Raw genomic sequence first — 24,574 nt, 5'->3', positions numbered from 1 at the left:
GATGAAAAAGCTACTCTCTTATACCTGTCTGGCCGTTCTGGGCATGACCTCTCTCAACGCCAGCGCTGCCATCGTGCTGGATCGCACCCGAGCCGTTTATCCCGGTGGTGCCAAATCTATCAGTCTGAATATCAAAAACGAGAACCAGAAACTGCCCTATTTGGCACAGGCCTGGATTGAAGATACCCAGGGGCAGAAGATCTCTTCACCGTTCGTGGTGCTGCCACCGGTACAGCGGGTAGATGCTAACCAGAAGTCGATTGTCAGAATTGCATCTGTGCCAGCAATTGAAAGCTTGCCAAAGGATCGCGAGTCTATTTATTACTTCAATTTGCGCGAAATCCCGCCCAAGAGCGAGAAGAGCAACGTAATGCAGATCGCGGTACAGTCCAAGATCAAGCTCTTCTATCGCCCCGAAGCCATTCTGCCGGAGCGGGGAGCCGTCTGGCAGGATCAGGTGACCATCACTAAACAGGGGGCAGCCCTCAAGCTCAATAACCCGACGCCCTATTTCATCACCTATGTCGGGCTTGCTCATCCCAAAGGGAAGGAGAAGAGTGCCATCAAGGGCTTCTCGGCCTTTATGGTTGCACCCAAGTCAGAGCTGAACGTCAATGTTCCAGAAGCACTGGGTAATGAATTTATTATCAGCTATGTCAATGATTACGGCGGATATATGGATGTCAAATATCAGTGCGCAGGAAATTCCTGTAAAGCTATCAAGAGTGAGTAACACTATGTTGCGTTCTGCTTTTTGTGTCAGTTCTATATTATTTTCCAGTATCGTGCTGGCAAATGGCTATGTGACACCTAACCCTACTCATGACTATTCTATCTCGCTTGATAAAGCAGACATCCAGAATAAGCCTGGGTTTATCACCAATGCGTTCACATGGAATTTGGGGGGGCAGTACTCAGGTATTGTGACTTGCCCAAATAAAACTATCCCACCGTCCTCGGTTTTTTACAAATCAACCATGAGTGATGGCTTAATTCAGTTGGCGGATAAATTTGTAAAACTGAATGATTTTCTGGATATGAAGGTTGAGATCTGGATTGCTGGTAATAAAAAGGAATATGTCGCCGCGCCATTCCCTAATGAGGATAATAAGTTATCAAATTATCGTTGTAATAAGGGGGGGGAAACCAGGATCAGTAACTTCGAAAGTGGTAGCCGGGGTAGAGTGACCTTTCGCGTCAGGAAGAAAATCATTAATGGGGTTCAAATATCTGATCGACAGGTTGTTGAGATGTTTGGCCGATTAGGTTCTACCGTCAGTGACTTCAACGGTTTGCCAATGTCTCGCATTACTATTACCTCCGCCATTCTTTATGTTCCGGAAAAGTGTGTGATTAATGGTGGGCAAACTATAGAGGTAGAATTTGGCGATCTGCCGGGCAGCGGATTGGATGGAAATAATCATGAAAAAACACTTCCATTGACTTTTCGATGCGAAGGCGGCGCATTTGAAGGTGACGCGTTAAAAGTAAATTTGGCTGTGTCCGGTCGGCCTGCTTCATTTAGCAGTGATTATTTACGGACGACAAAAGATGGTTATCAAGGTGGGCAGGTTATTAATGATCTAGGGATTAAGTTTAAGCAGCTTGATGGCTCGCAGTTGCAGATTAATAAATTTTATCCTGTCTCGATGCAGGGCAACATAGGGGATTGGGGCTTTATCGCTGCACCCGTATCACTAGCTGGGGCAGATATTCCAGCGGGTGATTTTTATGCAACTGCAACGATCGTTGCTGAATTTCAGTGAGGATGAGCATATGTTGCGAACATTGTGGATTGGATTGATACTTTTTCCAGGGTTGGTGGCCGCAGATGTCACTCGCGTTGGTGAAGATCTGGAACTGCTAGGAAATAAAGTCCAGCTGCATGGCCGAATTATTGACCAGCCGTGTGTGGTATCACCCGGATCGGCTGCTCAGTCTGTCGATATGGGAGTGGTTGATGTGAGAGAGCTTTACGCTTTGGGGACCAGTGCTCAAGTGCCTTTCACCATCAGGCTGACCAACTGCAAGCCAGGTATTTTCCGTATGGCAAAGGTAACTTTTACTGGTGCCGCTGATCAGCAGATCAAGGGTGGCTTGGCCTTTTCTGCAGGCTCAGCCAGGGGGGCCGGTATCAGGCTATATGATGTCAGCCAGGCTCCGCTGGACTTGGGCTCCCCTTCCCGTGGTTATATTCTGGGTGGTTCTAGTGAAAATGAGCTGCAGTTTTCTGCAAGAGTAGCGGGGCACCCGGATGCAATAGCCGCAAAAAATATTAAACCAGGCGATTACACTGCCGTGGCTAATTTTATCGTGTCCTATGAATAAACTAGTGGTTATTTTGTTGAACCACATTTAAATTCTTCCGGCCTGGCCAAGAGATAACGCCTCCCATATAGCTTGATAGATATATCCCGCCAGGCAGTTGAATGAATACTGATTTTTGTTTGGGGGGGGTCAGTGCGGCAACAAGAGTGGCCACCATACTATTATTGATTAATGATTTTTGATCAATAAAGTTGACTATGGTGTTTTTTACTTCTACCGAAATATCATTTTGATCTCGTTCTATATTCCCCACCGAGTCCAGATCAAACAAAGTTTGCCCCAAGTGGTCTGTTGCAATAACAGTAGCCACTACAATTTCTTTGTTCGTGGTAACAATAATTTTACTTTTTCTGGTTATTTCAACCCAATTATCCGGTGCTTGACAACTGGTATGATATCTAACTGTGGTATTGGGATTATTATAATAGTTATGAGTAACACTCTTTCCTTGCAGTGCTATGGTTGCCATCACACATTGCAGTTCTTCTGCAACTGGATGGTTGGCGCGAAGTAGAAAAACATTTTCAGATAACGTTCTGTTTTTATTGTCAATTGTGAAGTAGCTGATCGCTTCTGTTCCAATAAGAATTGATACATTCTCATCCCCATAACGAGGTATCCTCTGGGTAAGTGGCTTCAATGTGTCAATCTTTATATTAAAAGTGCTCTCGGTATCACTTGTCATATATAGGGAGACATGACTGAGATTTATTGCCCTCAGAGTATTACTATGACTGTAGTTATAAATAAATACGACCGCTGTGACGATAGATATAGCCAACAGCATGAATAACATGATGCGTTTAGAGTTAAAATAGCGGTCATATTTTCTGCGGGAATATTGCCGTCTTGCTTGTGGCAATGAGGCGGTTACTTCTACCGGATCTGCAGTGACATCAACCAGTTCGCCACTTTCTTCCCCGGCAAGCTCTGTCGGGGCACAAAACATGTACCCTACCCTTGGGATTGTATCTATCGCATCCAGTAAACCAAATGACTCAAGCTTTCTTCTCAGGGAGAGGATCTGGCGATTGAGATTGGTCTCCATATTATCCTGATTTGGCCATAACGCATCTTGTAACGTATTTCTTGCAATGACACGTCCTGCTTCATCACACAGCATTTCGAGTAGCTCAGCTTCCTTATTGCTGAGCTTGATGTCCTTATCTCCCTTTGAGAGCCTGAATATTGCAGCGGAGAAAAAAATATCCTCTGCAATTTTATAGATTTTGTTGCTCATCTGTGACTCACCTAACTACCAAGGAGTGCATTTTACCACCATGTTGGCATTGTTCAAATTATGATAAATAAACAATGTCCTTGTTTATCATATAGTTATTTCTATGTTTAAATACGTGACCATATCAATGACGTTTTAGGTTATTACGTTTGTTTAAAAAATAAGCAAAAAAGAGGGCGCAGTTATCGCTGTGTCCCATTAATGTGGCACAACGTCTCGATTTCAAGCCATTCAGGGGGTTCCTTTGAAGAACCTGGATGTAATGTGACCCTGTGGTGTCGAAAGTTGTCGCATGGGGGCTTAAGGGGCGAAGATAGATTGCTGATATTGTTTTCGTTGTGGCTTGAGATTGCCGCCGAGATCGGGCCAGGGGAGCCACTGGTCGGGCACCATAAAGCCGGGTAGCGCGCTGCGGATCCAGGCTGCCAGCTCGGGGTAGGGAACCGGCTCGCCGTGCCAGTCGATAAAGGCGGCGGGGCGCTGCCCCCACTCGTCGCTCGGCACCGGCACCACCAGCGCCTGGGCGACGGCGGGATGATCCACCAGTCGCTGCTCTATGGTCTCGGGCTGGATGTTTTCGCCCCCCGAGATGAAGAGGTTGTCGAGTCGCCCCTCCACCAGCAGTTCCCCTGCCGCAGTGAACCGCCCCTTGTCGCGGGTATGAAACCAGCCCTCGCCATCGAGGGGCAGATCCAGCCCGCCATCTCGGTAGTAACCGGCAAACAGGGTGGTGCCACGCACGCAGATCTCCTGCTCTCTGATGCACACCTCCCGTCCCGGCAGCGGCAGGCCGACTACACCCGCATCGCCGGGTACCGCGGTGCAGACCTGACTACCCATCTCGGAGAGGCCATAGCTCACCTTGGGTTCGAGCCCCATGGCGCAGAGGCGACTCACCAGCGGTTGCGGGATGGCGGCGCCACCGAGCAGCAGTTCGCGCAGGCAGGTGCGAGCGGGGTCAAAACCCTCTGCCAGCAGGCGCCAGAGCTGGGTCGGCACTAGGGACAAGTGAGTGATGGGCTGGCACTCCAGCCGCTCCTTGAGGGGCCGTTCACGCTGATCCAGCACCAGGGTAGCGCCTGCCAAAAAGACCCGAAACAGGATGGCGTAGCCGCCGACATGGAACAGCGGCAGGGAGAGTAGCCAACCGCAGGCCTCATCGAGGGGAATGAGGGTGGCAGAGCCGCGCGCCGAGGCAAGGTGGTTGCAGAGGCGATGCACCACAGCTTTCGGCGTGCCGCTGGAGCCGGAGGTGAGGATCATGTTGTTGAGCTGGGTCGATGCCAGCGGCCAGGTTTCCTCGCTTGCTGGCAGCTCGCAGGTGAAGTCGAGCTGCAAGGGTTGCCAGTTGCCTGCCGGGATCTCCCCTGCTGACCAGAAGGCACCTGCATCGAGTTGCACCGCCAGCTCATGCTGCTTTTCAATGGGGAAGGCGGGGTTGAGCGGGCAGAACACCACGCCGCTGCGCACGCAGGCCCACGCCAGCAGCACATCTTCCTGCGCCCCGCGCACCACCGCCGCCAGATGATCGCCACGGTGCATCCCGGCACGTTCCAGCTGTTGGCACAGGCTGTTGAGGCGGGCATCGAGCTGGCGGTAACTGAGGGGGGAGGCGGCGTGGATGGCAATGCGGTCCGGGGTGGTGATTGCCCGGTGGCGTACCGGGCAAGGCGTTTGTTCGGATGAGCAGGAGGGGTCAATCACGGTAATACAGTTGCTCCAGTTGGCTCAGGTCCGGTTTGCCATCTTCCCCCAGCAGATTGCCTGCCATCCAGCGGCGGGTATCCAGCCCCGGCGCCTGTTCCGGTGCCCACTCGCCTGCCAGATGAAAGAGCTGGTTCAGGCCCAGATCCGATTCGAAGCAGGAGGAGATGATCACCTTGAGCCGCAGTTCGTGGGCGCGGGCGATCAGCGCTTCGCAGTTGGCCAGCGAACCGAGCAGGGTGGGTTTGAGCACCAGTGCGCGCAGTTGCGGGATCGGCTCCCACGGCTTGCCTTGCGCCAGCAGCTCGTCCAGCGCCACCGGCATGCCGGTGCGGTTGGCGACAAAGGCGATGTCGGCAAAATCGGCACAGGGGTCTTCCAGATACTCGATGCGATTCGGATCGAGATGGCCGCAGAAGGTCCACGCCTCCTCGCGGGTCCAACCCTGGTTGGCATCCAGTACCAACTTGAGGGAAGGGAGGCGATCGCACAGCAGGCGGATCAGCGCCAGCTCGTCACGCATCGGGTAGCGCGCCACCTTCAGCTTGGCCTTGTTGGGGGTGCGGTGCAGCCAGGCTTTCCAGTTGCGCAGCAGCTCCTGGGGGGAGCCTTGAATGAGGGGATAGGGCTCCGGCAGCGGGTTGCGCTGCTCGGGCCATTTCCGGCGCGCGCAGTCGAGGCCAAATTGCACCGACGGCAGCACGGGGTTCGGAGTGTCGCCGGCGGCCAGGGCCGCCAGCGTGGCAAGGGCTTCTGCCTCTGCCTGTTGCAGGCTCTCTTTCGAGAAGCCGGGCAGGGGGGCAATCTCCCCCCAGCCGTCGTTGATGCGCACCAATAGCCCCTCTCGCGCCACCTCCACCTTGCCGTGAAAGGTCAGTGGCTGGGTAAAAGGCAGTTGATAGCGATACAGGGCTAGTGTCATCAGGGGTTCCGCTTGTATTTGGAGAAGTCGGGGCGACGCTTTTCGTTGAAGGCGTTGCGGCCTTCCTGACCCTCTTCGGTCATGTAGAACAGCATGGTGGCATTGCCCGCCAGCTCCTGCAAGCCCGCCTGACCATCACAGTCAGCGTTGAGGGCGGCTTTCAGGCAGCGCAGCGCCATCGGGCTGTTTTGCAGCATTTCGCGGCACCAGCGCACGGTTTCACGCTCCAGTTCGGCCAATGGCACGACAGTGTTGACCAGACCCATGTCGAGGGCTTGCTGGGCATCGTACATGCGGCAGAGGAACCAGATTTCGCGGGCTTTCTTCTGGCCGACGATGCGGGCCATGTAGGAAGCACCCCAACCGCCGTCGAAGGAGCCCACTTTCGGACCGGTCTGGCCAAACTGGGCGTTGTCGGCGGCGATGGTCAGGTCACACATCATGTGCAGCACGTGGCCGCCACCGACCGCGTAACCGGCTACCATGGCAACCACCGGCTTCGGGCAGGTGCGGATGTCGCGCTGGAAGTCGAGCACGTTGAGGTGGTGAGTCCCCTCGTCATCGCGGTAGCCACCGTAGTCACCACGGATCTTCTGGTCGCCGCCGGCGCAGAAGGCTTTCTCGCCAAAACCGGTCAGGATGATGGTGCCGATATGGTCGTCATAACGGGCATCGGCCAGTGCCTGCAGCATCTCTTTGACGGTGCGGGGACGGAAGGCGTTGCGAACCTGTGGACGGTTGATGGTGATCTTGGCAATGCCATCGTCGGACTTGTGATAGAGGATGTCCTCGTAACCGGCGGAGCAATCCTGCCATTCAACAGGAGCGTACAGTTCAGCTTCCGTCATTGCCTCAATCATGGTTTTTTCCTTCTGATCTGGGAGAGCACAGTTGAGCACACAGTTGAGCAATTTCGGCATGCGGAACGGGTGCGTACAGTTCCGCTTCCGTCATTGCTTCAATCATGACTCGTCTCTTCTTGTTGGTTGACCCACTCCGCGAGGAGTCGGGCAAAGTTATCAGGCTGATGGGCGTGCAGATTATGGCCGCCATCCAGCACCAAGTGGTTGATTTTGCGATGTTGGTTCGCCAGCTGGCAAGCTAGCTGATGGAATTTGTGATCCCGCTTGCCACTCACATAGGTGACCGGCAGCTGGCACTGCATTAGCCAGGGGGCGAGATCCGGCTGCTGGCCGAGCGAGGTGGCGCGCAGCATGGTGGCGATGGCGCAGCCATCATTGCCAAGGCGTTTGGCGATCTGGCGGGCCCGAGCCGCTTCGTCGAGATCGGCAAACACCCCTTGCCGGTACCAGTCGCCGAGCACCGAGGCGAGTTGCTCGCGCTCGAAGCGCTGCGCCCACAGTTCATCGTGCTGGATGCGGGCGGCCCGTTCACTGGCCGGTAGCCCCGGGTGGCAGTTCTCCAGCAGCAGCCCCTGCAGCCCGGCGGGCTCGCGGCTGGCGTGATAGAGGGCCAGTCGCCCCCCCAGCGAGTAACCCGCCAGCAGATAGCGTTGAATATTACAGCTGGCCAGTTCGGCAACCAGCCACTGGTGGCTCTGCTCAAAGTCGCTGACGTTGAGATTGCTATGCTGGCCGTGACCCGGCAGATCGAGGGCAATGCAGTGGATGGCAGGCAGTTGGTCGATCACCGGTTGCCAGTCGCCACTATCCCCCAGCAGGCCGTGCAGCAGCACCAGCGGCACATTGGCATATTTATTTGCCACGGATAGCGGCCCCCAGCGCCTTGAGATCATCGGCTACCTGCTCGCTCGGTACCCGGATCTCGATCAAGGTAACGCCATGTTTGAGGGCGGCGCGGTAATCGTGCTCGAACTCGGGCAGGGTGGTCGGTGCGCGATAAGCGAGGCCAAACATGGCGGCGGCATGTTCAAAACCGAGCCCGTGGGGCAGCCGGTAGTAGCTCTCCAGCAGCTCCCCTTCGGTGGGTACCGGCAACATACGGAAGATGCTGCCGCCATCGTTGTTGAGCAGGATCACCACCAGCGGTCGGCTCGCCTTGCCAAGCAGGGCGAGGCTGTTGAGATCGTGCAGGGCGCTGAGATCGCCAAGCAGCAGGGTCGTTGGCTGGTCGCTCGATTGGGCAAACCCGTAGGCGGTGGCGATGAGGCCATCGATGCCGGAGGCGCCGCGGTTGGTCATCACCCGGCTCGGCCCCTTGCCCGTTTCACCGAGCATATCCATCAGTCGGGCCGGCATGCTGTTGCCGACAAACAGTTGCCCTTCGATCAGGCGGTTGAGTCGATGGCAGACCCCGAGCTCCGAGAAACCCTCGCAGGCGGCGGCGATCTGCTGGCTGGCGTTGTGTTGCAGCTCGGCCAGCCGGTGCCAGGGGGCTTGAGCGGTGGTGACCGGATGGGCCGCAGCAAAGGCGCTGGCGCTGCAGAGCAGCCGGTTGCGCAGCCGGTAGTCGGGATCGAGCCGCGCCGGTTGCGGGTCCACCAGCCAGTAATCCTGCCATGAATGGTGTTTGATGAACTGGCCAAGCCGCTTGGAGATAAGCCGCGCGCCAAATTGCAGCAGCACCTCGGCGCGGCCCAGCTCGGCGACGAATTCAGGGTCGTTGAGCGCCAGATCCATGTGGATGAGGTTGCGACTATCGAAGCGGATCTGGCTCTGCAGATCCGCCAGCAGCGGCCAGCCGAGTTGCTCCGCCAGCGTGGCGACCGCCTGTGCCTGTTCGGGATCCGTGATCCGGCCAGCCACAATCACCCCGCGCTTGTGCTGCCACTCGCGCCACTCGGGTTGCGGCGGGCAGGTCGGTTCGATCGCGAGCCACGGGCTCCATGGCCTGTGCGAGCCGAGCCAGTCGCCGAGGGGGGCCAGATAGTCGGAGAAATCCTGATAGTGCTCGCCCGGGTAGAGGGGCTCTGGGTACATGCAGTTGAAGTGCACCACCCCGGGAGTGAGCGCCTGTTTGGCCAGCGCCGGATCCACCGAGCTCAGCACGAAGGCGGCCGGAATGGTCGGGGTGGGGCTCGGCAAGTTCTGCTGATAGACGGGGTAGCGGCCGAAGATCCCCTGCTGGTCGATCGCCTGATTGGCGCCGTTGTCGATAAGCTCGTGAGGGCGATCGGCGGAGAGAATAATCAGCGGCACGCCGGTGAGCTGGGCCTCTGCCACGGCAGGCCAGAGGTTGGCTACCGCGGTGCCGGAGGTCATGATCACCGCCACCGGCCGGTTGCTCCCCTTGGCCAGCCCCAGCGCCATAAAGCCGAGACCGCGCTCGTCAAAGTGCAGGTGACGGCGAAAGCCCTGATGGGCCGCCGCCGCCATGGTCAGCGGCGCGGAGCGGGAGCCGGGGGCCAGCGCGATGTCGCGTACTCCGAGGCGAAAGAGCTCCTCCAGCAAGAGGGAAGACCAGACGTGGTTGAAGGTGGCGTGCTGGCTCGAAAACGGGGGGCAGGCAAACTCTTCGCTGGCAGGCTCTTTACGGGTGGGCATAGGGGCTCTCGCGGGTTGAAAAGGGGTCATGGCTATCCCAGCAGGGAGAGCACATTGGCAATCTTGTTGTCGAGTTCGGCCCACTCGGCGACAGGCTCGGAACCGGCGACAATGCCGGCACCGGCAAACAGGGTAACGCTGCCCGGCTGAATGCGGGCGCTGCGAATGGCGACCGAGAACTCGGAGGTCTCCCGGCTCAGCATGCCGCAGGCACCGGCGTACCAGCCCCGATCATAGGGCTCGAACTCGCGGATGAAGGCCAGCGCCGCTTCGCGCGGGGCACCACCCACCGCCGGAGTGGGGTGGAGGGCGTCGAGCAGTTGCCAGTCGCAGACCCCCGGCTTGAGCTCGGCTTCGATATCGCACTTGAGGTGCTGCAGCAGCCGCAGTTTGAGAATGCGCGGCTCGGTCAGGGTGGCATCGTGGGCCAGTGGCGCCAGTCGGCTGAGGATGTCGGCGTGTACCAGCCGGTTCTCCAGCCGGTTCTTGTTGTCGGCCAGCAGCTCGGCGGCCAGTTGGGCATCGACCTCCTCATCGCCGGAGCGGCGGATGGTACCCGCCAGCGCCTCGGTAAAGAGGTGGCTCCCTTCCCGGCGGTAGAGCCGCTCGGGGGAGCAGGCGATAAAAGCCTGCTCGGGGGAGAATTGAAAACCGAAGTGGAAGCAGTCCTGCGCGTGGCGGGCCCACTGGTCGAGCATGGCCCAGGGGCACACATCTTCACCTCCGGAGCCATCGCTGTGCTGGCGGGTCAGTATGCTCTCCCGCGACAGCACCACCTTGGGAGTGTGGGCCTGAAAATCGGGGGCCGTGACCCGTTCTACCAGAGTTTGCCACTGGGCGGGGCCGGGGCAATCCTGTCGCTGCCAGGGCTGTTTTTGCAGGGCGGGCAGCGGGGCTTCTGGGCGCAGGGCATCGAGGGCCGCTTCGGCAGCCTGCAGTTCGGCCTCGAGATTGTGGTCATCCAGCCAGAGGTTGAGGCAGAGGCTGACGCACTCGCCACGGCGCACCAGCTCGATGCGGGGCAACACGAAACGGCAGGGGCCAAACCCTTGCCAGCCGGATTGGGCCGGATCGAACGCCAGTCCGCCATAGTAGCGGGGGCTGTCGTCGTGATGCTGGCTGGCCGTGTTGGCGCACACCCGCTTGATGGCGTGTGGCTCGGTCAGTTCATGGATAGCGCCCAGCGCGACATACTCTGGACGATCCTGTCCACGGGCCTGCCAGTAGATGCGGGGATAGAGGGTTTGCGCCGCGAGCCAGCCCAGAAAGGAGCGGATTTCGATCGCCACTCGCAACCGTACGAAGCCGCTGACGTTGCTGTGACGCAGGGCGTCCAGTTGTTGCTTGATATGGGTCTGAGCCAACATGGATTCTTTTCTGAGCCGGATAGTAACGACTGATCCTGCAGTGATGGGTGCCGGGTTGCACCGATCTTTATGTAGGTTTCAGTGGGTTTATGCCAAAGGGCGAGGATTTCCTATATATTATCCGTCCATTCGTCCATGTAAATCGCCCGAGGGTGTTTCACTCTCTGGGGCCAAGTATACCCAAATCCGGTTCGATAACCCTTAACACGATCAATATCCGATTGTTTGGCCATCACAATATGACAAATACCTTCTCTGTTTGGTTACTGGCGGCGCGTTTGCGAACACTGCCACTGGCCTGCTCTTCCATCCTGCTGGGCGCGGGACTGGCTGCTAACCGTGATGCCTTCGATGGCACCATCATGGTGCTCTCGCTGCTGACCGCCATCCTGCTGCAGATCCTCTCCAATCTGGCCAACGATTACGGTGATGCGGTCTCTGGCGCCGACAACGGCGAGCGGATCGGCCCGCAGCGGGCGGTGGTCTCCGGCCTTATCACTCAAAAGCAGATGTGCGTGGCGATGGCACTGACCGCGCTGGCGGCGGTGGCCAGTGGCCTGCTGTTGCTGGGCTGTGCCTTCGGTGGCCAGTGGCTGCAGATCTTGGCATTTGTGGTGTTGGGTGGCGCGGCAATCGTCGCGGCGGTGACCTATACCGTGGGCAAGACCCCTTACGGCTATCGCGGGTTTGGCGATATTTCGGTGTTCCTGTTCTTCGGTCTGCTGGGGGTGCTCGGCTCCTACTACCTCTTCACCAAGACGCTGGAGTGGGATCTGCTGTTGCCTGCCACCGCCTGTGGCTTATTGGCGACCGCCGTGCTCAATATCAACAATGTGCGCGACATCGAGACCGACGCAGCCAGCGGCAAGATCACCCTGGCGGTGCGCCTTGGCCGCAACCGTGCCATCGCCTATCACTGGGTGCTGCTGGGGGCGGCGCTGTTAACCACCATCGCCTTTATCCTGACCCAGCCCGCCAGCTTCTGGCCGTGGATCTTCCTGCCTGCCATGAAGCCCCTCAGCGATGCAGCCAAGACCCTGCGCGAGAGCTTTGATGGCGAGGTGTTGACTGGCGCGCTCAAGAAAACCGCCATCAGCGCGTTTCTGTTCAGCTTGCTGCTCTCCATCGGGTTGGCACTCTCCTGATGAGCGGCCAGCTTGTTGTTATGTGAAACGGGCTCCCGAGGTGGGAGCCCTTTTTGTGTGCCGACGAGACGTGTTGGCACTGGATAGGCCAGACAGGAACACCACCATGCGTGCATCACTCAAACAGAAAATCATTCAGGTATGCCAGCAAAAAATCGCCCAGAAGGGGGAGATGGTCGGGCTCTCCTTTTATGCCTTCTTTGCCAATCGCAATGACGATCCCGATTTGCTGATGGAGGCAGCGACCTGGTGGATCCAGACCCACAAGCTCGATCACTTCGAGAAGGCCAAGAAAATTCTCCTGCTGGTCGAGCAGGAGTGAAAGCCGGTTGCAATGAAACACAATGAAACAGAGAGGGCTCCCAAGCGGGAGCCCTCTCTGTTGGTGGATGATGCTATCGACTAGCTGGCGCGCGCCACCTTGAGGGGGCGGCGGGAGAAGAGCAGGGTATCCAGCAGCCAGATGGCAACCATGGAGGCCCCCACCAGCGGGAAGGCGATCCCCAGCAGGATCAGCAGGGCGATAGCACCACGCATCGGCGGGAGTTTGGCGGGCAGCGGCGGCGCGGCGAGACGACCCTGCGGACGGCGGCACCACCAGATCCACAGGCCGCTCACGGCGCTGGCCAGCACCATCAGGCAGATGATCAGCATGGCCAGCTGATGGGGCCAGCCGTAGAGCTTGCCCATGTGCAGCATGACGCCGCTCTCCACCGTCTTGGCGACCAGGCCATAATCCTGCCAGCGCACATCGGCCAGCACCTTGCCGCTGTATTGATCGATATGCAGGGTGGCGTCGTTGCGTGGATCGTCGGCAAACAGGGCGATGGTGTAGACGCCGGTGTCACCGACCGGCGGGGTGATGCTGTAACCCGGTTTGACTCCCCGTTCACTGGCTGTCTCGACCACCTGTTGCAGCGCAATGCGCTGGCTCGCCATCACCATCCCCTCATGCTCGCCGTGGTTCATGGCGCCGTGATCGTGCGCTTCATCGACCGGCTGCGAGCTGGGCATAGGAGTGTTCTCCACCGCCCAGGGAACGGTCTGCTCATGAGCCTGATTCAGGCTGCGGGCCAGCGGCGCCGATTTGGGCACCTCGTTCCACATGGCGGCGGGGAAGCGGTTCCAGACCGCGGCAAACTGATCGCCCCAGAAACCGGTCCAGGTCATGCCGCTCAGCAGCAACAGCAGCAGGAAACCGGCTCCCCAGAAGCCGACTACGGCGTGCAGATCCCGCCACCAGAGGCGTCCGCGCTGGCTTATTCTGGGCCCGAGGATGCCGCCCACCCCGGGCCCCTTGCGTGGCCACCAGAGGTAGAGACCGCTCAGCAGCAGCACCAGACCCCAGCCTGCCGCCAGTTCGATCAGCCGATCCCCCGTGGTGCCGAGCAGCAGGTCGGCGTGCAGGGAGCGGGCCACCGCTTGCAGATTCCACTTGTTGTCCATGGTGCCGAGCAGGGCGCCGCTGGCGGGATCCATAAACAGGGTCAGCTCCTGTTCACCCCGATTGACGATGAACTGGGCGCTCTGATCGGGAGCGGCAGGTGGCAGGTATTTACGCAGGCTGGCATCGGGCATGGTCATCATCGCCTTGGCCAGCAGCTGGTCGGCACTCAGGGTCTGGCTGGCGGGGGTGACCTTCATCAGCTCGGGGTACATCAGGTTGTCGAGCTGGGGTTTGAACAGATAGACGATCCCGGTCAGCGACAGCAGGATCAGGAAAGGGGCAACAAAAAGACCGGCGTAGAAGTGCCAGCGCCAGATCCGTTGGTAATGACTCGAGTCCCTGTTTTTCATTGCGCATCCTTGTTGGGTTGCCAAACCTTTCGGTTGGTGGAATGTTGGTGGCGCGGATAATAGCAGTAACTTTTTATTAACTGCAATCACACATTTCGTTGCGGCTGATCCGGTGCGGGATGGCGACAGTGTGAAGGTATGAGAAGGTTTTTCTGGCTAGCCAGATGAGGCGTCTGCTCTTCATAAGGAAAGGTTTTTTGCTGGACTTTTCTTTATAAATTATTACCTTATGATAACAATTTGCAGGCAGTTGCAGCGCAAGGGAGCAAGGATGCAGCCACACGGGCAATTCGAGATGGTGCGCCGGGGTCAGATGCTGATCTGTCGGCCAAATGGTGCCTTTAATCTGGCGGGCGCCATGGCCTATGAGGCTGACTTTCGCGAGGAATTGGTCGAGCTGATCGGCCTGCCTTGGGGGATTGTGGAGGTCGCGACCGAGTTTGAAGCCGCCGGGCCCGAGGTGCTAGCCCGTTTTCGCCGCCAGTTTGGCTGGTGCGCCAGCAGTGGCTGCCGGTTTCTGGCGGTGGTGCTAGAGGGTGGTTTCAAACGTTATCTGGCAGATAACCTCTTCAGGGATCTGCCATTCAGGGCGGTGCGTTATTTCGAACAGGAGGCGGCAGCGATCCACTGGCTGGAGCAGCAGCTCACCCCCGATCCCTGCGATATCACAGTGGCAGGGCTTACGCCAAGCTGATAAACCACTTGTCCCGCTCGTCAACGCAGTCGGGTTCACCCATTTCGAATTCACGGCAGATCAGCGGTCGCACCTCGTAGATCCGGCACATCATGGCGGGGAGTGCGATCGAGCGCCCGGGTCAGGCCAGCGTGATAAACCACTTGTCCCGCTCATCCACACAGTCGGGCTCGCCCATTTCGAATTCACGGCAGATCAGCGGTCGCACTTCATAAATGCGGCACATCATAGTGTTGCGATCGAGGGCAGCACACCAGCCATCTTCCAGCCGGTGCATCACCGGCACCTGACCTTCGATATCATCGACGTAGCGATCCGGCACACCGGTATCAGTAAACAGCATCACTTCAAGGCGACAGCAGCAGGCTTCGCAGTTCTGGCAGCTGACCTCGACTGGGGTTTGTTGGTTCATCTATGTTGTCCATGCCATGAAATAGCACATTTTTGATAAAAAACAGGCGCCTGCAAAGGCGCCCGTATTGCGGTCAACCGTGAGTCGGGCAGCCAGGCTACCCATCTTCAGGTTTAGCCCAGTTTGCGGGCGCGGTAGGTGCGCCCCTTGATTTTGCCTTCTTGCAGCCGCTTGAGGGCGGCACTCGCCACACTGCATTTGACTGCGACGTAGGAGTATTGCTCGGAGATCTGGATCTTGCCGACATCGGCGCCGGCAATGCCGCCTTCGCCAGTCAGGGCGCCCAGAATATCTCCGGCTCGCACCTTGGTTTTGCGGCCCGCATCGATGGAGAGGGTCACCATTTGTGGCGCAATAGGCTTGATGTCACGACCAATCAGCGCGAGGTCGCCCTGCGGCATCGGGGCCTGCTGGTACTCTTCGATAAAGTTGACGCGCTGGGCTTCGTTCGGCTGATAGAGGCTCAGAGCCAGACCCTGCTGGCCAGCACGACCGGTACGACCGATGCGATGAACATGGATCTCCGGGTCATAGGTCAGCTCGTAGTTGATGACGGCGCCCAGCTCTTTGATGTCGAGGCCGCGGGCTGCCACGTCGGTGGCCACCAGAATGGTGGCACTGCCGTTGGCAAAGCGCACCAGCACCTGATCCCGCTCGCGCTGTTCCAGATCGCCGTTCAGTGCCAGCGCCGAGAAACCTTTGGCGGCCAGATGATCAGCCACGTCGTTGCAGGCGCGTTTGGTGTTGCAGAACACCACGCAGGAGGCTGGCTGATAGTGGCTCAGCAACCAGGTGAGGGCGTCGAGGCGCTCTCCAAATGGCACTTCATAGAGCTTCTGCTCGATGGCGCTCCCTTCATGAAGAGACTCGACACTCACCTCGACCGGATTGCGCTGCACACCGCGGCTCATCTGGGCGATCCCTTCCGGGTAGGTGGCGGAGAAGAGCAGGGTCTGGCGCTGCTGGGGAGCATAGCTGATGACCCGGTTGATCTCTTCGCCAAAGCCCATGTCCAGCATCCGGTCGGCTTCGTCCAGCACCAGGGTTTTAAGGCCAGACAACTCCAGGGTGCCTTGCTCCAGATGCTTGAGGATGCGGCCCGGGGTACCGACAGCGATGTGGGCGCCAAAGCCCAGCGTGGCCGATTGGGGTGCAGTCTGGGTGCCGCCGCACAGGGTCACCAGCTTGACGTTGGGCAGGGCGCGCGCCAGCCGACGGATCTCCTGCGCCACCTGATCTGCCAGTTCGCGGGTCGGACAGAGCACCAGCGCCTGCACTTCGAGACGATGGACGTTGAGCTGGGCCAGCAGGCCAAGGCCGAAGGCGGCGGTCTTGCCGCTACCGGTTTTAGCCTTGGCGATCAGGTCTTTGCCATCGAGCACCAGGGGCAGACTCTGGGCCTGGATCGGTGTCATCTGCAGATAACCCAGGCTGATGAGGTTCTCTTGCAGGGCGGGGGAGAGATTGAGGCTGCTAAATTCGCTGTTGTTCACAAAAAGACTCTATTTCGAAGAAAACGGGGATGCGCACGAGCGCTAAGGCCGCGCATCATACCAGAATGTGGCAGTGGATGTGGCGGAAATTTGAACGGTTGACCATAGGGGCGCGCAGGCAGGGTTCATTTGTTGCCAAACAGATCGCTGGCAATAACTGACAATGCGATAAGGACTATTTTTCAAACACTCATCTAATTATTTATCGCGGATAAACGTTTTCCATTTTCGGTATTTCAATATAATCACTGAAAAATATTCTACGAGCAGTCGTTACGCCACAGGGAATGTTGCGAAAATGCTGCTCGAATATTTTCAAAAACATGAAAACGGCGTCTGCATTGCCCAACATGATGTTTTAAAAGGATTTATGTTATCTATGTTGTGTGATTAATATCAGTTCATTGCGTAATTAATTTAAAAACGTTTGTATTATCCTGCATGCATATTATTGAGCGGGATTGTGATGGCTATCTGATTTTTAAATGTGCAAATGTCTATGATGGCGCCGGTCAAAAATTACAATTTACTCAGGTGCTACAGGTATGGAATACGTTCACTTTGTGCTCGGACTGGTCATGGTCCTCGCTCTCTCTCTGCTGGCTAACCGCCACAACTGGAAACAGATCAAGCTGCGTTATATTGGCCAACTGCTGGTGGTCGAACTGGCGCTGGCCTGGTTCATGCTGAACTCCGAAGTGGGTCTGGCAGTGGTGGGGGGCTTCGCGGCTGGCTTCACCAAGTTGATGGAGTTTGCCAAACAGGGTACCGACTTCGTGTTCGGTGGTCTGGTCAACGAAGGGGCCTTCTCCTTCTTCCTGATGGTGCTGATGCCCATCGTCTTCATCTCGGTGCTGATCGGGATTTTGCAGTACATCCGTCTGCTGCCTATCGTCATCCGCGGTATCGGTACAGTGCTGGCCAAGATCAACGGCATGGGCAAGCTGGAGTCTTTCAATGCCATCAGCTCGATGATCGTCGGCCAGTCCGAGAACTTCATCGCCCTCAAGAACACCCTGCCGCACCTGAACGAGAAGCAGATGTACACCCTGGCAGCGACGGCTATGTCCACCGTTTCCATGTCCATCGTCGGTGCCTACATGCAGCTGATCGAGCCACGTTATGTGGTTGCCGCACTGGTGCTCAACATGTTCAGTACCTTCATCGTGCTGTCACTGATCAACCCGTACGAGCCGGATAACTCGGTGACCGACCTGAAAGCCATCACCGAAGGTGACGAACACCACACGCCGAAGAAAGAGAACTTTTTCGAGATGCTGGGCGAGTACATCATGGCCGGTTTCACCGTTGCGGTGATCGTGGGGGCCATGCTGGTGGGCTTTATCGCGTTGATTGCGCTGGTGAACTACCTGTTCGAGATGGCGTTTGGCGTCAACTTCCAGTTCGTGATGGGCTACCTCTTCTACCCAATCGCCTGGATCCTGGGTATCCCGAGTGGTGAAGCGTTGCAAGCGGGCTCCATCATGGCGACCAAGCTGGTAACCAACGAGTTCGTGGCCATGATGGATCTGGGCAAAGTTGCTGCCGAGCTCTCGCCGCGCACTGTCGGTATCCTCTCCATCTTCATGGTGTCGTTCGCCAACTTCAGCTCCATCGGCATCATCGCCGGTGCGGTAAAGGCGCTGAACGAAGAGAAAGGCAACATGGTTTCCCGCTTCGGTCTGAAGCTGGTCTACGGCTCTACCCTGGTCAGCCTGCTCTCTGCGGTTATCGCTGGCATCATGATCTAATCCTCTAGTGGCATCACCACTGGCAGGCCCCGGACTCAGGTTCGGGGCCTTTTTTGTCTCTGCGTTATATCAACCAGCCGCACCACCAGCCAGCAACCAGCAGGGTGAGGGTGCAAAAGCCGGTTTCCAGAGGGCCACCGCTTTTGAGCGGCCAGCCCGGCAGCCGGAAGCGGCGCTTGATGGGCCAGAAGAGCGGAATGCCCGCCGGGGTGAGCCAGTCTCCCAGCAGATGACTGAGGTAGCCGACGATAAGCGCATCTTTGACCCCGACAGGCACAGACCCGGCAGGCAAGCTCTGGTTTAGTCCCCAGATGGCGATGGCTACCGCTAGCAGGCTGTGGGTGAAGCCGCGATGGCCGCACAGTCGCGACAGGGGTTTCGAGATCCATGGCAGTCGTTGTCCCAGCACCGATTTGGGATGATCGAGGTCGGGCAGCAGCGCACTGGCCAAGGCGGCAGGAATGGTCTGCCACAGGCTGGCATCGGCCAGGGCCGGGGTGAGCTGTAGTTTGTGGGCGAGCAGGGCGCAGGTAACAGAGAAGAGCAGGTGCCCTTGGGCGGTCATGATGATTACTGTGTGGAGAAAGGGCGGCGCATCTTATCAGGCCGCTGGCGTTGGTCAGCTGTTATTTTAAAAATCAGGATGTTACGGTGAAAAAGCGCCCAAGCTGGGCGCCTTTAGGGTCTCTTTACAACTTGCCTTTGACCAGCCACTTGTCGAGGGCGTTGGCGAAGCATTGCTTGTCGGCAGAGTTGAAGGGGGCGGGGCCGCCAGTTTGCACGCCAGCGGAACGCAGCTCCTCCATGAAATTACGCATCCCGAGCCGCGCCTTGATGGTCTCGCGGGTGTAGATCTCGCCGCGGGGATTGAGCGCCTCGCCACCGGCGTCGATCACCCAGGAGGCGAGGGGGATATCACCGGTGATCACCAGATCGCCGGGCTGAACCTGCTGGGCGATGACATGATCTGCCACATCGAATCCCTTCTCCACCTGCTGGGTCTTGATATAGGGAGAGGGGGGAACCCGCAAGCCCTGATTGGCCACCAGCGTGGTGACGACCCGAGCGCGGTGGGCGGCGCGGTAGAGGATCTCCTTGACCGGAATAGGGCAGGCATCGGCATCAACCCAGATGGGCATGGCATGGTTTCCTGTGGTTAAAACGGGGGAATACGAAGGCAGGCATAGTAACACAGGCGACCGCTGTCCGCCGTGGGGCTGAGTCGGCCCCGCCTTTGGTGTAAGCTGGGGGCCGTTGGCGAGAATCAGAAGGAGACGATATGGATCGGGTGCCCGGTGAAGTAATTTATGCCCTGACCCTGGATGGCAAGGGGGGCATGGCGCCGCTGACGGCGGGAAGCGACATTCCGGGGGATAGCCCGGCCTGGCTGCATCTGGATTACGGCCATCCCGATTCGGCGCGCTGGTTGCTGCAAACCCCGCTGCTGGGCGAGGCTGCCAAAGAATCGCTGCTTGGCCAGAGCAATCGTCCCAAGCTGGTGCGGATGGGGGAGACTGTGCTGCTGATCCTGCGCGGCATCAACCACAACAAGGATCACAGGCCGGAAGAGATGGTGGCGCTGCGCATCTTCATCACCCCGGATCTCATCATCAGCAGCCGTCGTCGTCCGCTGCTCTCCGAGCAGGATGTGTTCAACCAGCTCAAGCTGGGGGGCGGCGCGGATACCCCGGCTGACTGGCTGGTGGAGATCTGCGATGCCCTGACCGACCGCGCAGGGGAGTTTGTTGAAGAGCTGCACGACAAGATCCTCGATCTGGAGGAGATGGTGCTGATGCGCGACATGCCCGCCAATGGCCGCTTGGCGCTGATCCGCAAGCAGCTCATCATGATCCGCCGCTACCTCTCTCCCCAGCGGGATCTGGTGGCGCGTCTCGCCAACGAGAAGATCAGCTGGTTGGATGAGGATGACCGCCGCCGCCTGCTCGATATCGCTGACCGGCTGCGGCGCTGGCTCGATGATCTCGATGCCGGGGTGGCCCGCACTGCTGTGCTGGCAGACGAGATCAACAATCTGATGGCGGAGGCGACTAACCGTCGCGCCTACCAGATGTCGGTGATGGCGCTGCTGTTTTTGCCTGCCAGTTTCCTGACCGGCCTGTTTGGCATCAACCTCGGCGGTATGCCCGGGGCCGAGAGCCCGACCGCCTTCTGGGTCTTCTGCGGATCCTTGGTGGCGCTGGCAAGCGGGCTGGCAGTCTGGCTCAAGCACCGACGCTGGTGGTAAGGAGGCATAACCCATGTGGCAATCAATTGGCCTGACCCTGCTGCTGTTGCTGGGTCACACCCTGATCCGGCGGCTTATTCACAAGAGCCTGCTGGCGCTCGGCCAGAGCAGGCAGGTGAGCGAGAACCGGGTGCTCTACGTGGCCCATGTGTTCCACTTCCTGCTCGGCTGCGCCACCTTGCTGGTGCTGGCTGGGGTGTGGGGGCTCGATTTCTCCCGACTGGTGGTGCTCGCCTCCTCCTTCTTCGCAGTGCTGGGGGTCGCCATGGTGGCCCAGTGGTCGATCCTCTCCAACATCACCGCCAGCATCACCATCTTCTTCGCCTTTCCCTATCGGATTGGCGATCGGATCCGCATCCTCGACAAGGATGATTCGGTCACCGGTGTGATCACCGAGATCGGCCTGTTCTACCTGCGGGTGCGGGATGACAACGGCGATCTGGTCACCTATCCAGCCAACCTGATCCTGCAAAAGCCGGTCAGGAAGCTGGAGGGCAAGGTGGCGGAACCGCTGCAACCGGAATAGAAAGTAACCGGAATTGAAAAAGGCTCCTTGGAGCCTTTTTGCTGTGCGGTGTCTGGCTGGTGCTGCGTTAGCGTTCGAAGAAGCGGTAGAGGTATTCCACCTGGATTGGGCAGTCGGCCACCAGATGGACGTGGTCGCGGGCCTGCTCGACCGTGCCGAAACTGACCGGGCAACCAAGGGTATCGGTCATTTCATAGAGGGTGCCATCCTTGCCTCTGAACTCGATGAGCCAGCCGGGAACCGCGATGTCATGGATAAGTTCAGCTTCCATGAGGAGCTGTTGTTGATAGAGCTTACGAAGTTCACTGACTGTCATGATGCTCTCCTTTCCTTTGGGGAATATCCACTTTCAGTCTATGCCGGTCACAGAGGGGCAGCAACGGGATCATCCCCGCAGGTACTCCCAGGCCCAGCGGATGCGGATAAAGGTCTCGGCATCGCCACCCCGGTCCGGATGGTGCTGCAGTGCTAGCTCCCGCCAGCGGCGGCGGATCGCCTCCTGACTTGCCTTTTCATCGAGCTCGAACAGCGCCAGCGCTTCCTCTTTGTGTCCCTCCCCGTCATAGGCGCGCCAGAAGCGGTTGAGCAGGGTTTCTACCTCTGCCCGATCCGTCTGCCAGAACACCTGCCAGTCGAGATAGTAGCTGCGCAGATTTTCGCTGAGGGCAAAGGCGTGGCTGGCCTTTGATTTGTCGGCCAGCGGTTCGAGCCGGATATCCAGGGTGCTGATCACCAGCCACCACCCCTCTTGCCAGAGCTCGGCCTGCAACTGGTAGAGGGCGTTCATGATCAGAAAGTTGACCCGAAATAGCTGCAACTGCTCATCGTCTGCCAAGGGCGGGATTGCCCCCTGCTGGCGCAGGTCGGCCATCAGCTCGTGCACCTTGTAGCTGCCCGCCGCCTGTTGCAGCAGGGCCAGCAGCGGGGCGATCAGCGGATTGTGGGTGGCCTCGCTCATTCGGCGCCCTGCTCTCTGGCTGGTTGCAGGGCGATCAGCAACTCACCCGCCTGCGGGGTGACGGGGCCGGTGACGATGTGGGGTTTGCCCTTGACGTCCATTACAAACAGCGGGATGGCGCCGGGATTGGCGGCCTGATATTGGGCCCAGTCGAACGCTTCGCTCAGGCGGGTGGCCTTGATCTGGCCACCCCGGCTTAGCAGACCGCTCAGCTTGGCATAATTGATGTCGGGGCCGAACAGGTTCTGGCGGGCGCGGAAGGTGGCGCTCTCCCGGTTGGCCTTGCCGTGCTGCTCGCTGGAGCGCAGGGAGTAGACCTGCTCCTCGCCGTAGAGGTGGGCGAAGTGCAGTACCCCGAGGGCGTTGTTGTGGCGGTTGGGGGAGAGTGCCAGCACGGTACTGATGCTGGTGAGCGGCAGGTGCAGCTCGGCATGCTCCGACTGGGGGTTGCCGAAGTAGCAGGGCAGGTTGCTCATCCGCGCCTGTTTGCAGAACTCCCAGGCGGGATCGCAGAGTTGCACCGGCACCCCCTGATCCGCCAGCGCCTTGCCGATTGCCCGCGCCACCGAGTTGGCGCCGATGATGAGCCAGGTGTTGGGGGCGCTCTGGCGCATCTTGAGCAGGCTGGCCAGCGGCGCCGAGGTGAGGCTCTGCAACACCACGGTGGAGATGATCACCGCAAATACCAGCGGTACCAGCTTGTCAGCATCGGGGATCTCTGCCTGATGCAGGCTGATGGCGAACGAGGCGCTGACCGCCGCCGCGACGATGCCGCGCGGTGCAATCCAGCTCAGCAGGGCGCGAGCCCGCCAGGAGAGATCCGAGCCCCAGGTCGAGACCAGAATGCAGAGCGGGCGCGCCACGAACTGCACCACGCAGAGCAGTGCCAGCACCATGGGGCCGAGTTGCCAGAGCTGGGCCAGATCAAGGCGGGCTGCCAGCAGGATGAACAGGCTGGAGATAAGGATGACCGCGAGATCTTCCTTGAACGCCAGCACCTCCTCCAGATCCAGCCCCTCCTGATTGGCGAGCCAGATGCCGAACACGGTCACCGCCAGCAGGCCCGATTCGTGGCTGAGCCAGTTGGAGAGGCTGAAGGTGACCAGCACCAGCGCCAGCACCCCGAACTTGTGCAGGCTGACCGGCAGCCAGTCCTTGCGAATGAGCAGGGTAGTTAGCCAGCCTGCCGCCACCCCGATGAAGGCGCCGACCCCCACTGTTTTGGCCAGTGCCAGCAGGGTGTGGCTGATGAGATCCCCCTGACTGCCGAGGCGCACTGCCTCGAACACCAGCACTGCAAACAGGGCGCCGATGGGGTCGATGACGATCCCCTCCCAGCGCAGGATCCTGTCCACCTCCCGGGTGGGGCGGATCACGTTGAGCATGGGGGCAATCACAGTGGGGCCCGTGACCACCAGCACAGCGCCGAGCATGGTGGCGACCCGCCAGTCCAGCCCCAGCAGGAAGTAACCGGCGCTGCCGATGACGGCGAAACTGACCAGCATGCCGGTGGAGCAGAGGTTGCGCACCACCTTGCCGATCCCCTTGAGTTCGGCCAGATGGAGGGTCAGCGCCCCCTCAAACAGGATGATGGCCACCGACAGGGAGACCAGCGGAAACAGCAGATCCCCGAGCAGGGCATCAGGGTCGAGCAGGCCGCTGACCGGGCCCAGGGTCAGGCCGGTGAGCAGCAGAAACAGGATGGCGGGCACCCGCAGTGACCAGGCGAGCCATTGGGCCAGCACGGAGACCAGGGCGATCCCGGCCAGGGAGAGGGCAATCATGCAGACCTCGATTCAGGCTGTGAGTATGGAGCTAGTGTAGTGGGTAAGTTGGTCAGATTGACACCGGAAGGAGCGGCGTCGGGGCTGGGATGGGGAGATGTGCGACAGTCGGCGTCATGGTGGCTGGCGGTGGTGTGACGGGCGCCAGCCAGACGCCAACCGTGGTGATGGGGTGGTCTTGGGGCCGGATTAGATGGGGCTCTCCTTGTGGAGCTCGCCGATACAGTCGGCCAGCGCCAGTACCAGTGCGGAGCGCACCATCTGATCGAGCCGGTTGAGCTGCATCTGGTAGAAGGCCCAATCCTCTTCGCTGGTGGGGGGCTCCAGCTTCATCATGCCGCCCTGATTGACCCCGTGCAGGCGGTCGAGCAGATCGCGGATCGGCTTGTCGCTGAAGCGGTAATCCTTGGGGTCGCGCACCAGAAAGTCGCGGATCTTGATATAGGCTTCGATATCCTGATAGCGCTCGAGGGAGATGAGGCCGAGGGCGAAGATGAGCTTGAGGCGCACCTCCAGCTGGCCGAGGGGGCCACTCTGGTTGAGCAGGGGTTCGATGGCGTATTTGACGGCATACTCCTCCTGACGGAACGCGCGTCGCATCAGGGAGTCGACCGCCTCTTCCAGGATGGTCACGGCTTCGAGAAAGAAGCCGCGGGGGCCATCCTGCTCGTTCAGTCGTTCCAGTACTTCATCTTCCTGGTGTGTGGTCATAGGTGTATAGGGTCCAGCTGACAGGGAGAGAGT

The 24,574-nt window shown here is 58.9% G+C and carries 25 protein-coding genes and 1 pseudogene; 9 read left to right on the top strand and 17 right to left on the bottom strand.

The annotated features are described in order from the left end of the window. Position 1: 1 nt before the first annotated feature. From BN1135_RS17070 to BN1135_RS17060, 3 genes are read left to right on the top strand one after another with little or no spacing between them, the layout of a single operon-like run. Complete coding sequence (locus BN1135_RS17070) at positions 2-733, top strand: fimbrial biogenesis chaperone (RefSeq protein ID WP_042023086.1); 732 nt, start codon at positions 2-4, stop codon at positions 731-733. Between the two features lie 4 nt (positions 734-737). Continuing rightward, complete coding sequence (locus tag BN1135_RS17065) at positions 738-1,766, top strand: fimbrial protein (RefSeq protein WP_042023085.1); 1,029 nt, start codon at positions 738-740, stop codon at positions 1,764-1,766. A gap of 10 nt (positions 1,767-1,776) precedes the next feature. Then, entirely contained in the window at positions 1,777-2,328 is a 552-nt protein-coding gene (locus BN1135_RS17060; protein ID WP_042023084.1) for a fimbrial protein, read from the top strand. A 1-nt stretch (position 2,329) separates the two neighbouring features. On the opposite strand, the gene BN1135_RS17055 is transcribed toward BN1135_RS17060, so the two are convergent. The 7 genes from BN1135_RS17055 to BN1135_RS17025 all read right to left on the bottom strand — a co-directional run bounded on the left by BN1135_RS17055 (position 2,330) and on the right by BN1135_RS17025 (position 11,025). Continuing rightward, positions 2,330-3,568 carry a winged helix-turn-helix domain-containing protein gene (locus BN1135_RS17055; protein ID WP_042023083.1) on the bottom strand — a complete coding sequence of 413 codons (1,239 nt, stop codon included), beginning with the start codon at positions 3,566-3,568 and terminating at the stop codon, positions 2,330-2,332. Between the two features lie 300 nt (positions 3,569-3,868). Then, positions 3,869-5,272 carry an AMP-binding protein gene (locus BN1135_RS17050; RefSeq protein WP_042023082.1) on the bottom strand — a complete coding sequence of 468 codons (1,404 nt, stop codon included), beginning with the start codon at positions 5,270-5,272 and terminating at the stop codon, positions 3,869-3,871. Further along, complete coding sequence (menC, locus tag BN1135_RS17045) at positions 5,265-6,194, bottom strand: o-succinylbenzoate synthase (protein WP_042023081.1); 930 nt, start codon at positions 6,192-6,194, stop codon at positions 5,265-5,267. Before menC ends, BN1135_RS17050 begins: the two co-directional genes overlap by 8 nt. Next, positions 6,194-7,054, bottom strand: a complete 861-nt coding sequence (menB, locus tag BN1135_RS17040) for a 1,4-dihydroxy-2-naphthoyl-CoA synthase (protein WP_042023155.1) — start codon at positions 7,052-7,054, stop codon at positions 6,194-6,196. The genes menC and menB overlap by 1 nt, the downstream gene beginning before the upstream one ends. Positions 7,055-7,152: 98 nt before the next feature. Then, positions 7,153-7,950, bottom strand: a complete 798-nt coding sequence (gene menH, locus BN1135_RS17035; RefSeq protein ID WP_042023080.1) for a 2-succinyl-6-hydroxy-2,4-cyclohexadiene-1-carboxylate synthase — start codon at positions 7,948-7,950, stop codon at positions 7,153-7,155. Then, on the bottom strand, positions 7,910-9,658 hold the full coding sequence (gene menD, locus BN1135_RS17030) for a 2-succinyl-5-enolpyruvyl-6-hydroxy-3-cyclohexene-1-carboxylic-acid synthase (RefSeq protein ID WP_042023079.1): 1,749 nt from the start codon (positions 9,656-9,658) through the stop codon (positions 7,910-7,912). The genes menH and menD overlap by 41 nt, the downstream gene beginning before the upstream one ends. 32 nt (positions 9,659-9,690) lie before the next feature. Then, on the bottom strand, positions 9,691-11,025 hold the full coding sequence (locus BN1135_RS17025) for an isochorismate synthase (RefSeq protein ID WP_042023078.1): 1,335 nt from the start codon (positions 11,023-11,025) through the stop codon (positions 9,691-9,693). 239 nt (positions 11,026-11,264) lie between these two features. On the opposite strand from BN1135_RS17025, the gene BN1135_RS17020 reads away from it, so the two are divergent. Continuing rightward, positions 11,265-12,170, top strand: coding sequence for a 1,4-dihydroxy-2-naphthoate polyprenyltransferase (locus BN1135_RS17020; protein WP_042023154.1), 906 nt, complete (start codon positions 11,265-11,267; stop codon positions 12,168-12,170). A gap of 106 nt (positions 12,171-12,276) precedes the next feature. Next, positions 12,277-12,492 (top strand): DUF6500 family protein, encoded by a 216-nt coding sequence (locus BN1135_RS17015; protein ID WP_042023077.1) that lies wholly within the window; start codon positions 12,277-12,279, stop codon positions 12,490-12,492. 80 nt (positions 12,493-12,572) lie between these two features. Here the strand turns inward: BN1135_RS17015 and BN1135_RS17010 are convergent, their stop codons facing one another. Then, positions 12,573-13,967, bottom strand: a complete 1,395-nt coding sequence (locus BN1135_RS17010) for a PepSY-associated TM helix domain-containing protein (protein WP_042023076.1) — start codon at positions 13,965-13,967, stop codon at positions 12,573-12,575. Between the two features lie 271 nt (positions 13,968-14,238). Between BN1135_RS17010 and BN1135_RS17005 the strand changes: the two genes are divergently transcribed. Next, positions 14,239-14,661: a hypothetical protein gene (locus tag BN1135_RS17005; protein WP_042023075.1), complete on the top strand. Its 423-nt coding sequence runs from the start codon at positions 14,239-14,241 to the stop codon at positions 14,659-14,661. Here BN1135_RS17005 and BN1135_RS22485 read toward each other — a convergent pair. The 3 genes and pseudogenes from BN1135_RS22485 to dbpA all read right to left on the bottom strand — a co-directional run. Further along, positions 14,648-14,755 (bottom strand): annotated as a pseudogene (locus BN1135_RS22485) (YkgJ family cysteine cluster protein); the annotation flags it as partial. The gene BN1135_RS17005 and the pseudogene BN1135_RS22485 overlap by 14 nt on opposite strands. A 27-nt stretch (positions 14,756-14,782) precedes the next feature. After that, positions 14,783-15,073, bottom strand: coding sequence for a YkgJ family cysteine cluster protein (locus BN1135_RS17000; protein ID WP_042023074.1), 291 nt, complete (start codon positions 15,071-15,073; stop codon positions 14,783-14,785). A 113-nt stretch (positions 15,074-15,186) separates the two neighbouring features. Next, the gene (gene dbpA / locus BN1135_RS16995) at positions 15,187-16,566 is read right to left on the bottom strand and encodes an ATP-dependent RNA helicase DbpA (protein ID WP_042023073.1); all 1,380 of its coding nucleotides are present in this window, start codon (positions 16,564-16,566) and stop codon (positions 15,187-15,189) included. Between the two features lie 545 nt (positions 16,567-17,111). Here dbpA and BN1135_RS16990 point away from each other — a divergent pair. Next, a complete protein-coding gene (locus BN1135_RS16990; RefSeq protein WP_042023072.1) occupies positions 17,112-18,317 on the top strand; it encodes a NupC/NupG family nucleoside CNT transporter in 1,206 nt (401 codons plus the stop codon). A 64-nt stretch (positions 18,318-18,381) separates the two neighbouring features. Here BN1135_RS16990 and BN1135_RS16985 read toward each other — a convergent pair whose 3' ends face one another. Further along, positions 18,382-18,882 carry a metal-dependent hydrolase gene (locus tag BN1135_RS16985; protein WP_042023071.1) on the bottom strand — a complete coding sequence of 167 codons (501 nt, stop codon included), beginning with the start codon at positions 18,880-18,882 and terminating at the stop codon, positions 18,382-18,384. Positions 18,883-19,006: 124 nt separating this feature from the next. After that, positions 19,007-19,456: a YaiI/YqxD family protein gene (locus tag BN1135_RS16980; protein WP_042023070.1), complete on the bottom strand. Its 450-nt coding sequence runs from the start codon at positions 19,454-19,456 to the stop codon at positions 19,007-19,009. 140 nt (positions 19,457-19,596) lie between these two features. On the opposite strand from BN1135_RS16980, the gene zntB reads away from it, so the two are divergent. Both zntB and BN1135_RS16970 read left to right on the top strand, forming a co-directional pair. Then, positions 19,597-20,562 (top strand): zinc transporter ZntB, encoded by a 966-nt coding sequence (gene zntB / locus BN1135_RS16975; protein ID WP_042023069.1) that lies wholly within the window; start codon positions 19,597-19,599, stop codon positions 20,560-20,562. Positions 20,563-20,575: 13 nt separating this feature from the next. After that, complete coding sequence (locus BN1135_RS16970) at positions 20,576-21,088, top strand: mechanosensitive ion channel domain-containing protein (RefSeq protein WP_042023068.1); 513 nt, start codon at positions 20,576-20,578, stop codon at positions 21,086-21,088. A 67-nt stretch (positions 21,089-21,155) separates the two neighbouring features. Here BN1135_RS16970 and BN1135_RS16965 read toward each other — a convergent pair whose 3' ends face one another. The 4 genes from BN1135_RS16965 to BN1135_RS16950 all read right to left on the bottom strand — a co-directional run bounded on the left by BN1135_RS16965 (position 21,156) and on the right by BN1135_RS16950 (position 24,541). Then, complete coding sequence (locus BN1135_RS16965) at positions 21,156-21,404, bottom strand: hypothetical protein (protein ID WP_042023067.1); 249 nt, start codon at positions 21,402-21,404, stop codon at positions 21,156-21,158. Between the two features lie 69 nt (positions 21,405-21,473). Continuing rightward, positions 21,474-22,046: a DNA-J related domain-containing protein gene (locus BN1135_RS16960; RefSeq protein ID WP_042023066.1), complete on the bottom strand. Its 573-nt coding sequence runs from the start codon at positions 22,044-22,046 to the stop codon at positions 21,474-21,476. Further along, entirely contained in the window at positions 22,043-23,830 is a 1,788-nt protein-coding gene (locus BN1135_RS16955; protein WP_042023065.1) for a cation:proton antiporter, read from the bottom strand. Before BN1135_RS16955 ends, BN1135_RS16960 begins: the two co-directional genes overlap by 4 nt. Positions 23,831-24,019: 189 nt before the next feature. Beyond that, positions 24,020-24,541 (bottom strand): MltR family transcriptional regulator, encoded by a 522-nt coding sequence (locus tag BN1135_RS16950; RefSeq protein ID WP_042023064.1) that lies wholly within the window; start codon positions 24,539-24,541, stop codon positions 24,020-24,022. Positions 24,542-24,574 lie beyond the last annotated feature (33 nt).

This window comes from Aeromonas sobria, from assembly GCF_000820145.1.
In the GTDB taxonomy this organism is placed as follows: Bacteria; Pseudomonadota; Gammaproteobacteria; order Enterobacterales; family Aeromonadaceae; genus Aeromonas; species Aeromonas sobria.
This window is presented reverse-complemented; position numbering and strand designations above follow the sequence as displayed.